Below are 6748 nucleotides of genomic sequence, written 5' to 3'. Positions count from 1 at the left end.
AAATTAGCTAAAGCCGTTCAGGATATGGGTTTTTACGAGTTCCGAAGACAACTTGATTATAAAACTCAGTTGTATGGTTCGGAATTAATCATAGCCGATAGGTGGTTTCCTAGTAGTAAAACCTGTTCCAATTGTGGGTACAAGAAAGAGTCTCTATCTTTAACTGAAAGAGTTTTTGAGTGTGAACAATGCCATGTAGTTTGCGGTCGAGACTTGAACGCTAGTCTAAATCTAGCTTCTTTGGCGGTGAGTTCCACCGTGTCAGCTTGTAGAGTAGATAGTGCCGACACTACTACAGTGAAGCAGGAAGTTAACGTCAAATTTGCTCATGAGTAGATTTGAGTAGGTTTAATAGAACGGAATATTAAGAAAAGAAAGGCACTGGAGACGACAGGCTCTAAAAATCGATAAGATACAGGTGTCTGCAACCACAGAGGTGGGACAAACCATGCTGTTAGATAGAGATTTGATGCTAGGAAAGCGTCTGCGGTATCAAGAATTACAAGAAAAATTAAAAGAGATTTGGCAGGGAGAAAACGTTCCCGAATCGGATGAATGGGATTATGATATCCTAGTTGTCCCTTCTTTTAGTATCGATCAGAGAGTCGGTCAAAAAGTAGCGGGTTTTTTGCACTACGAAGAAAGATTATTATTTTCTCTGATTCGGTTGCGACACCCGAAAACTCGTTTAATCTATGTAACAGCGCAGCCACTGGCGCGGATGGTGATTGATTATTACCTGCAATTGTTGCCCGGGATTCCTTTTTCCCATGCTAATAATCGTCTGTTATTACTGACAACTCACGATAACTCTTTTCAACCTTTAACCCAAAAAATTCTGGAAAGACCGCGCTTAGTAGCAAGAATCCGGCAAGCGTTGCGTCGAGATCGTGCCTACATGGTTTGTTTTAATTCTACTAATTTAGAGCGAGAATTGTCTTTACAATTAGATATTCCTTTATTTGCCTGTAGTCCAGACTTATTGTATTGGGGTTCTAAAAGTGGCAGTCGCGAGATTTTTGGTCAAGGCAATATTCCCCATCCTGACGGTAGTTTACAGGTAAATACGGTCAAGGATTTGTTATACGAAGCCGCTAGTTTGTGGTCCCGTCAACCGCAATTAAAACGCATGGTAGTGAAGTTAAATGAGGGGTTATCGGGAGAAGGAAATGCAGTTTTAGATTTACGTCCTTTAGCGGAAATTGTTGATAGTAACAGCCTAGATTTAAGCGAGAGAATGAATCTCTTGGCTAAACAATTAGAGAAGATGAGTTTTCAAGCAAGGGATGAAAATTGGGAGAGTTTTTCTGGCAAAATTGCTGAATTAGGGGGAATTGTCGAAGCTTTTATTGAAGGAGAAGAAAAGCGATCGCCAAGTGTGCAAGGTTATATTACACCCACGGGAGAAGTGAAGATTCTTTCCACTCACGATCAAATTTTAGGGGGTCCCGATGGTCAAATTTATCTAGGTTGTCATTTTCCTGCCGATGAAAATTATCGCCTACAATTACAGGAATTAGGTCTAAAAATAGGGGAAATTCTGGCAGCCAAGGGGGCAATTGAACGCTATGGAGTTGATTTCGTCGCTGTGAAAAATCCAGAAACTTTAGTCTGGGATTTACAGGCGATCGAAATTAATCTGCGAAAAGGAGGAACTACCCATCCTTTTATGACTTTAAAGCTTTTAACTAATGGTGAATACGATCGAAAAACCGGATTGTTTTTCAGTCAACCTCACCAGGAAAAATACTATATTGCCTCCGATAATCTCCACAAACCCCAATACAAAGGTTTACTTCCCGATGATTTAATGGATATTATTGCTAAACATCACTTACATTTTGATAGTAGCAGTAAAACGGGAACAGTTTTTCATCTCATGGGTGCGCTGTCAGAATTTGGTAAATTAGGGTTAACTTGTATCGGCAATTCTAGTGAGGAAGCTGCGGCAATTTATCAGCGTGTGGAACAGGTGTTAGATTGGGAAACAGAGCCTAGTTCCATAAATTTAGGTTATTATTCTGGATTACCGATCACTTGGATATAGAAGGTTTTTCTGGCAATAATTTTCGTTTTAGGGAATCGATAGCTCGTCCGGGTACTTCCGTCGCTTGAGCGAGAATTAAATTCCAAAGATAACCATATTTAGGGAAATTTTTCAGGAGAATCACCTCGGCAATAAAGTAAAAACGTTTAGTTCTTTTATACTCAGGAGGATTATCTTCAATCCGCAGTTGTTCGGCTATTTCTGGCAGCCAATGACCGATAGTTTTACCTTGCTCAAAAAACTTGGCCTGAATATATAAACCTAGTAATCTATCTAAACACCAAAAGGGAATATATTTAATCGGACCGGTGACACTCATGGAAGCGGTAATCTCTTTAACTGCCGGTTGTACCAGTTCGTTTTTCCAAACTTTTTTATCAAAGTTTTCCATGTGAGGACCCTTGTGATCTCGACGTTTCCCGATCAGGGCGCTAGGATTAAAAGGATTATCTAAAGGAGCGATCGGTACTTCTAATAAATAATTATTCTCTTTAAATAAGTTACTATTATTTTCTCTTCTGCTACAGATAGCTAAACTTTTTACATCGGGAATTGTTGGCCAAGGACTCTCTAATTTTTCTCGTTCACCGTAGGGAAATCCACGTCTGGCTAATCGCAATACCCAACTGTTGGGAAAGCGGTCAAAATAGTCTTTAACTAAGGTGACGATCTCAGGGTGTAAATATTCATCGCAATTGATTGTGAGAATATAAGTACCTCTGGCATTTAAAAATCCTGTACTTCTTTGAATAATTTCACCTCGTAAAGCACAGACAATCTGTTTCATGCGTGGATCATTCACCGGCGAAGGTTTGACCCCAGGAGGATGAACTAAAATAAATTCTATATCTCCCTTGACTTTCAACAATTCTCCTAGCCAATATTCGCCAAATCCCTCGCGCATCGGGATAACGATCGATAGAAAAGTATTAGACATAAATTAACTCTTTAGATTTGCTTGTGATTTATCAAAGTTGTCTTGACTGTAATCTCTGGACGCTACTGGCACTTAACTGGTTTAAATAGCTTCTAAATATTTGCTATCGAGCAGAAATGAGCCTCGATCGAATTTTACACCCCAATAACCCCCCGGCCGGCGATCGATCACCGTGCCGATATCGTCGATATCGAGCAGCTCTGGCGGCCGTAACATAGGCATAGGATCGGCGGTTTTCAGGTAAGGGGGAATGGCAATCAGACGGACTTTTCCCCCGACGCTAATTTCACTCATGGTACTGACTAGATGCGATCGTGACATCGTATCTCAACTTAGCATATTTCAAATCATTCTCAAGATAGATTTTCCAAAGAATAGGTGTTGTGTAATACTAAATCCGTTGAGTAACGCACAGAAAACGGGTTTCTCGGAGAAACCCGTTTTCTACTCATGCAAAAGGCAAAACGGAGAATAAATAATCAGTTTTTAATAACTGGATTTAGTATATAGCGTTTTTCAGTCTGCTGAGGTACAAAAGTTATGGGTTTTAGGCAAAAGGCAAGAGGCAAAAGGCAAAGGGGAAGAAAAACAGGTGTACCTCACTAGCTTAGGAAACGCTATAAGCTGTTTTCGTCCCCCTTTCCCCTTGGCGTTAAGTTGGGGTGTTGCTTGACCTAGCGGCGAGGGTGGCGATCGCTATCAGTACAATCAAAAAAACCCCAAATCTGAATTCCTAGTTGAGGAGAGAAATGTAAAGATTTCCTAAACTGTATATTTTGATACAGTTGTGGGGGGGGGAATGTGTATAATCCCATTGTCTCCCTTTGGTGTTGGGTTAAGGTGTTGCCTGACCTAGCAAAGAAACGACAAAAGTAGGCTAATAGCCTCAAAGCTAAGACTACAAACTTACACACAAAAAACACTACTCAGGAGTAAAAAATGAAAAATTGGACTTTAGCCTTGGCTCTTGGAGCGGCTGCAACGACTACAATGATTGGCTTTGGAGTAAATCCTGCTTCGGCTGGAACTCTCACATGGAGTTTATCCTTCGATATAGATACAAACCTGCTGCCTCCAGGAAAAGGACCAACACTTTTCCCCACACCTGTTAAGGCGACAGTTATTACCGAAGATACTTTATCTCTATCTCCGGTCACCCCAGGCTTTAAGGGATATAAAGTTTTATCCATAACTGGAACTCAAGGTACGAGTCCATTTACTGAGAAAGACACTGGTCCAATAATTGGTCTATTAGATCCCGGCACAACTCAGATTGGTGGTGATCCTTCTGCTACTCCTCCTATTCCTCCTATCGCTGCCCTAAACGATAATCTATTTAATCCAAATGGTGTTGAAAACCCCGGACTTAATACAGCATCTGCCTTTTTCTCTCAAGGGGGACTTGCTTACAATATTAATGAAAAGAACACCACTCCTCCTACTGTTGACCCTTATCAGGTATTCTATGATGCTACTAGTCAAACTTATATGGGGTGTTTACACCCGTGTGTTACTGTTCAAAACCTGGATGTAAAATTAGTTCCTGAACCCTCCTCAACCGCTGGACTTTTAGCTATTGGCTCCTTTGGTGCATTAGGTGCAGCTTCAACCCTGAAACGCAAACTCAAACCCTCTAAATCCGACGAAAACTAAACCACAAAAGTAGGCTAAATTGCTTCTAAAAATACCATAAATGCCCCTTCATTCAGTCGTTTGAGGGGGTTTATTTTTTGTCCATGTTTCTATTCATTAAATTTTATTAATAAATCGATCACAAGTATTTTTTTGTGATACAATGGGGGCAGTTCATACAAATATTTTAAATTTTAATGACTATTGTGATTCCCAACGAAATTATACAAGCAACAGGAAAAAACGAGCAACTGTTGCAACTAGAACTGGCAATCATTATGTTTAGAGATTATCATATCAGTAGCGCAAAAGCGGCTGATTTTGCCAACTTATCTTTAATTGAATTTCGTCAAGAAGTCGCCAAGAGGAATATTTGTGTAAATTATGATAGTGTAGATTGGCAACAAGAATTACAAACCTTAAAAACCTTAGGTGATCTGTGATTGTTGTTAGTAACACCTCTCCGATTACCAGTTTAGCTGCTATCGGCTATCTTAACTTGCTCCATGATATCTATGGAACAATTATTATTCCAGTGGCTGTTTATGAAGAAATGACAGGATTAGGTTATTCAGTTCCTGGCACTATTGAAGTTCAAACCCTATCCTGGATAGAAAAGCGAGAGTTAGAGAATCGGTTATTATTAGAAGAATTACAGAAGGAATTACACCGAGGAGAATCAGAAACGATAGCTTTAGCGATTTCTTCAAATGCTGATAGAGTAATTATAGACGAGAACCCTGGCAGAAAGAAAGCAATTAGTTTAGGATTGAATGTTATTGGAATTTTAGGTATTTTATTAATTGCCAAAAGAAGAAGATTAATTCCTAATATTCAGCCGTTAATGGATGATTTAATTTTTAAAGCAGGTTTCCGTGTTAATCAAATATTGTATTTAGACATATTAAAAACAGCGCAAGAAATTGATGAAAACCAATAACTAAAGCCTTCAAAATCTTCTTATTTAAGTAAGTAGTTATAATTAAATTGAAGATAGATTTTGCCTCTGATCCCCCCTGCCCCCTAGGGTCGTTTCATTCTCGCAAATGTCATTCAATCAAATCCTTATCTGGCAAGGTTTTCAGTCAATTTCTCAGAACAAATATCTGAAAAATTTTTAAAATGCCTTGCTTTGCTTGCCCCGTAAGCGATTGAAGACAGACAAACAAGGAATCAAACTAGAGAATGAAACAGCCCTACCCTGCCCCCCTTGATAAGCTATCCATTAGTCACATCTTTCTTAACATAAAATTTGACAAAAAGAGAAAAGTGTGCAAGATGGCTCAAGGGGGTTCTATGGGGGAACTAATTTGATGAGATAGTTTCCAAGTCTGGCTGATATCATGTAACCTTCGCAGTCCCAACCAAATAGTTTTAACACCTGGTTCACCGTCGCCTTTTCTACCTAAAAACCCCCCAAGAGAAGCAATCATTCTGACCGCTTCCGGCCAAGGAGGGCGGCTTTTCAGGTGGCGGACTCTTTTTATGAATAGTGGCACACAAAGATTGCCATTCATGTTCTTCCAAAAAACTTTCACAACTCTCCTCTCCGTGTAAGCGTGCTTGATAGGTTAACCAGAGTAATCTCCAAGCTACAATTGAATAGGTAGCTAAAGCCATCTCAATTCTCCGACCCGTTTCTAATTGCAGTTTTTCTAATCCACAACCACTTTTTAAAACAAAATGATAGCGTTCTATCAACCAGCGATAACTATACCAGCGCACACAGGTTATCGCTGATTCAAAGCTACTAATGTCTAGGCTAGTTAAGAGGAGCCAACTGATAGGATTAACTCCGCTATGCGGATTTTCTTCTTCAGCTAAAATTACCGGTAATTTGACCGGTTGACGAGGGGTCGCCTTGGAGTGATGGCTAGGTACTTGTATTTCAAAACTGGCAAATCTAACTGTTAGTTTAGCTAGTCTAGCCTCGTGATTAGGATTGCGTTTTACTTGCACATCTAGGCTACCACAGGCTTTTATTTCTCTGATGGATTGATGTAAATATTTAGTCTCTGGATGCCCTGACCTTTGCTTATCTTCGAGATAGTTAACTTTTCGGTTATGAGTTCCTCGAATTAATAAATGAGAGTTAGGACTTCTTGATTGGGCAAATAAATCAAATATGTCTG

7 protein-coding genes and 1 pseudogene are annotated in these 6748 nt (G+C 39.7%); 5 read left to right on the top strand and 3 right to left on the bottom strand.

Annotated features, from left to right (window positions below):
• Both H6F92_RS11975 and H6F92_RS11970 read left to right on the top strand, forming a co-directional pair.
• Positions 1-336, top strand: a 336-nt coding sequence (locus H6F92_RS11975) for an RNA-guided endonuclease InsQ/TnpB family protein (RefSeq protein ID WP_190358005.1), incomplete at its 5' end; no start/stop codon positions are given.
• A gap of 112 nt (positions 337-448) precedes the next feature.
• Entirely contained in the window at positions 449-2047 is a 1599-nt protein-coding gene (locus H6F92_RS11970; protein ID WP_190358006.1) for a peptide ligase PGM1-related protein, read from the top strand.
• Here H6F92_RS11970 and H6F92_RS11965 read toward each other — a convergent pair.
• The gene (locus H6F92_RS11965) at positions 2034-2984 is read right to left on the bottom strand and encodes a transposase (protein WP_190358004.1); all 951 of its coding nucleotides are present in this window, start codon (positions 2982-2984) and stop codon (positions 2034-2036) included. The two genes, H6F92_RS11970 and H6F92_RS11965, sit on opposite strands and share 14 nt — an antisense overlap.
• A gap of 81 nt (positions 2985-3065) precedes the next feature.
• The gene (gene sipA / locus H6F92_RS11960; RefSeq protein ID WP_004163744.1) at positions 3066-3278 is read right to left on the bottom strand and encodes a regulatory protein SipA; all 213 of its coding nucleotides are present in this window, start codon (positions 3276-3278) and stop codon (positions 3066-3068) included.
• Positions 3279-3923: 645 nt separating this feature from the next.
• Here sipA and H6F92_RS11955 point away from each other — a divergent pair.
• From H6F92_RS11955 to H6F92_RS11945, 3 genes are all read left to right on the top strand, one after another.
• On the top strand, positions 3924-4637 hold the full coding sequence (locus tag H6F92_RS11955) for a PEP-CTERM sorting domain-containing protein (RefSeq protein WP_190358003.1): 714 nt from the start codon (positions 3924-3926) through the stop codon (positions 4635-4637).
• A gap of 176 nt (positions 4638-4813) precedes the next feature.
• Positions 4814-5059 carry a UPF0175 family protein gene (locus tag H6F92_RS11950; RefSeq protein ID WP_002770804.1) on the top strand — a complete coding sequence of 82 codons (246 nt, stop codon included), beginning with the start codon at positions 4814-4816 and terminating at the stop codon, positions 5057-5059.
• A complete protein-coding gene (locus H6F92_RS11945) occupies positions 5056-5556 on the top strand; it encodes a PIN domain-containing protein (RefSeq protein WP_190358002.1) in 501 nt (166 codons plus the stop codon). The genes H6F92_RS11950 and H6F92_RS11945 overlap by 4 nt, the downstream gene beginning before the upstream one ends.
• A gap of 343 nt (positions 5557-5899) precedes the next feature.
• On the opposite strand, the pseudogene H6F92_RS11940 reads toward H6F92_RS11945, so the two are convergent.
• Positions 5900-6748: pseudogene (locus tag H6F92_RS11940) on the bottom strand (IS4 family transposase); the annotation flags it as partial.

The organism is Microcystis wesenbergii FACHB-1317 (genome assembly GCF_014696875.1).
In the GTDB taxonomy this organism is placed as follows: domain Bacteria; phylum Cyanobacteriota; class Cyanobacteriia; order Cyanobacteriales; family Microcystaceae; genus Microcystis; species Microcystis wesenbergii_A.
Note: the sequence above shows the minus strand (reverse complement) of the source record. Positions and strands in the feature narration are given on the sequence as shown.

Bases quoted from the DNA above. Each gene is read 5' to 3' on its own strand.
- H6F92_RS11950 (WP_002770804.1), top strand. From the start codon at position 4,814: ATGACTATTGTGATTCCCAACGAAATTATACAAGCAACAGGAAAAAAC.
- H6F92_RS11965 (WP_190358004.1), bottom strand. From the start codon at position 2,984: ATGTCTAATACTTTTCTATCGATCGTTATCCCGATGCGCGAGGGATTT.
- H6F92_RS11955 (WP_190358003.1), top strand. From the start codon at position 3,924: ATGAAAAATTGGACTTTAGCCTTGGCTCTTGGAGCGGCTGCAACGACT.
- H6F92_RS11970 (WP_190358006.1), top strand. From the start codon at position 449: ATGCTGTTAGATAGAGATTTGATGCTAGGAAAGCGTCTGCGGTATCAA.
- sipA (WP_004163744.1), bottom strand. From the start codon at position 3,278: ATGAGTGAAATTAGCGTCGGGGGAAAAGTCCGTCTGATTGCCATTCCC.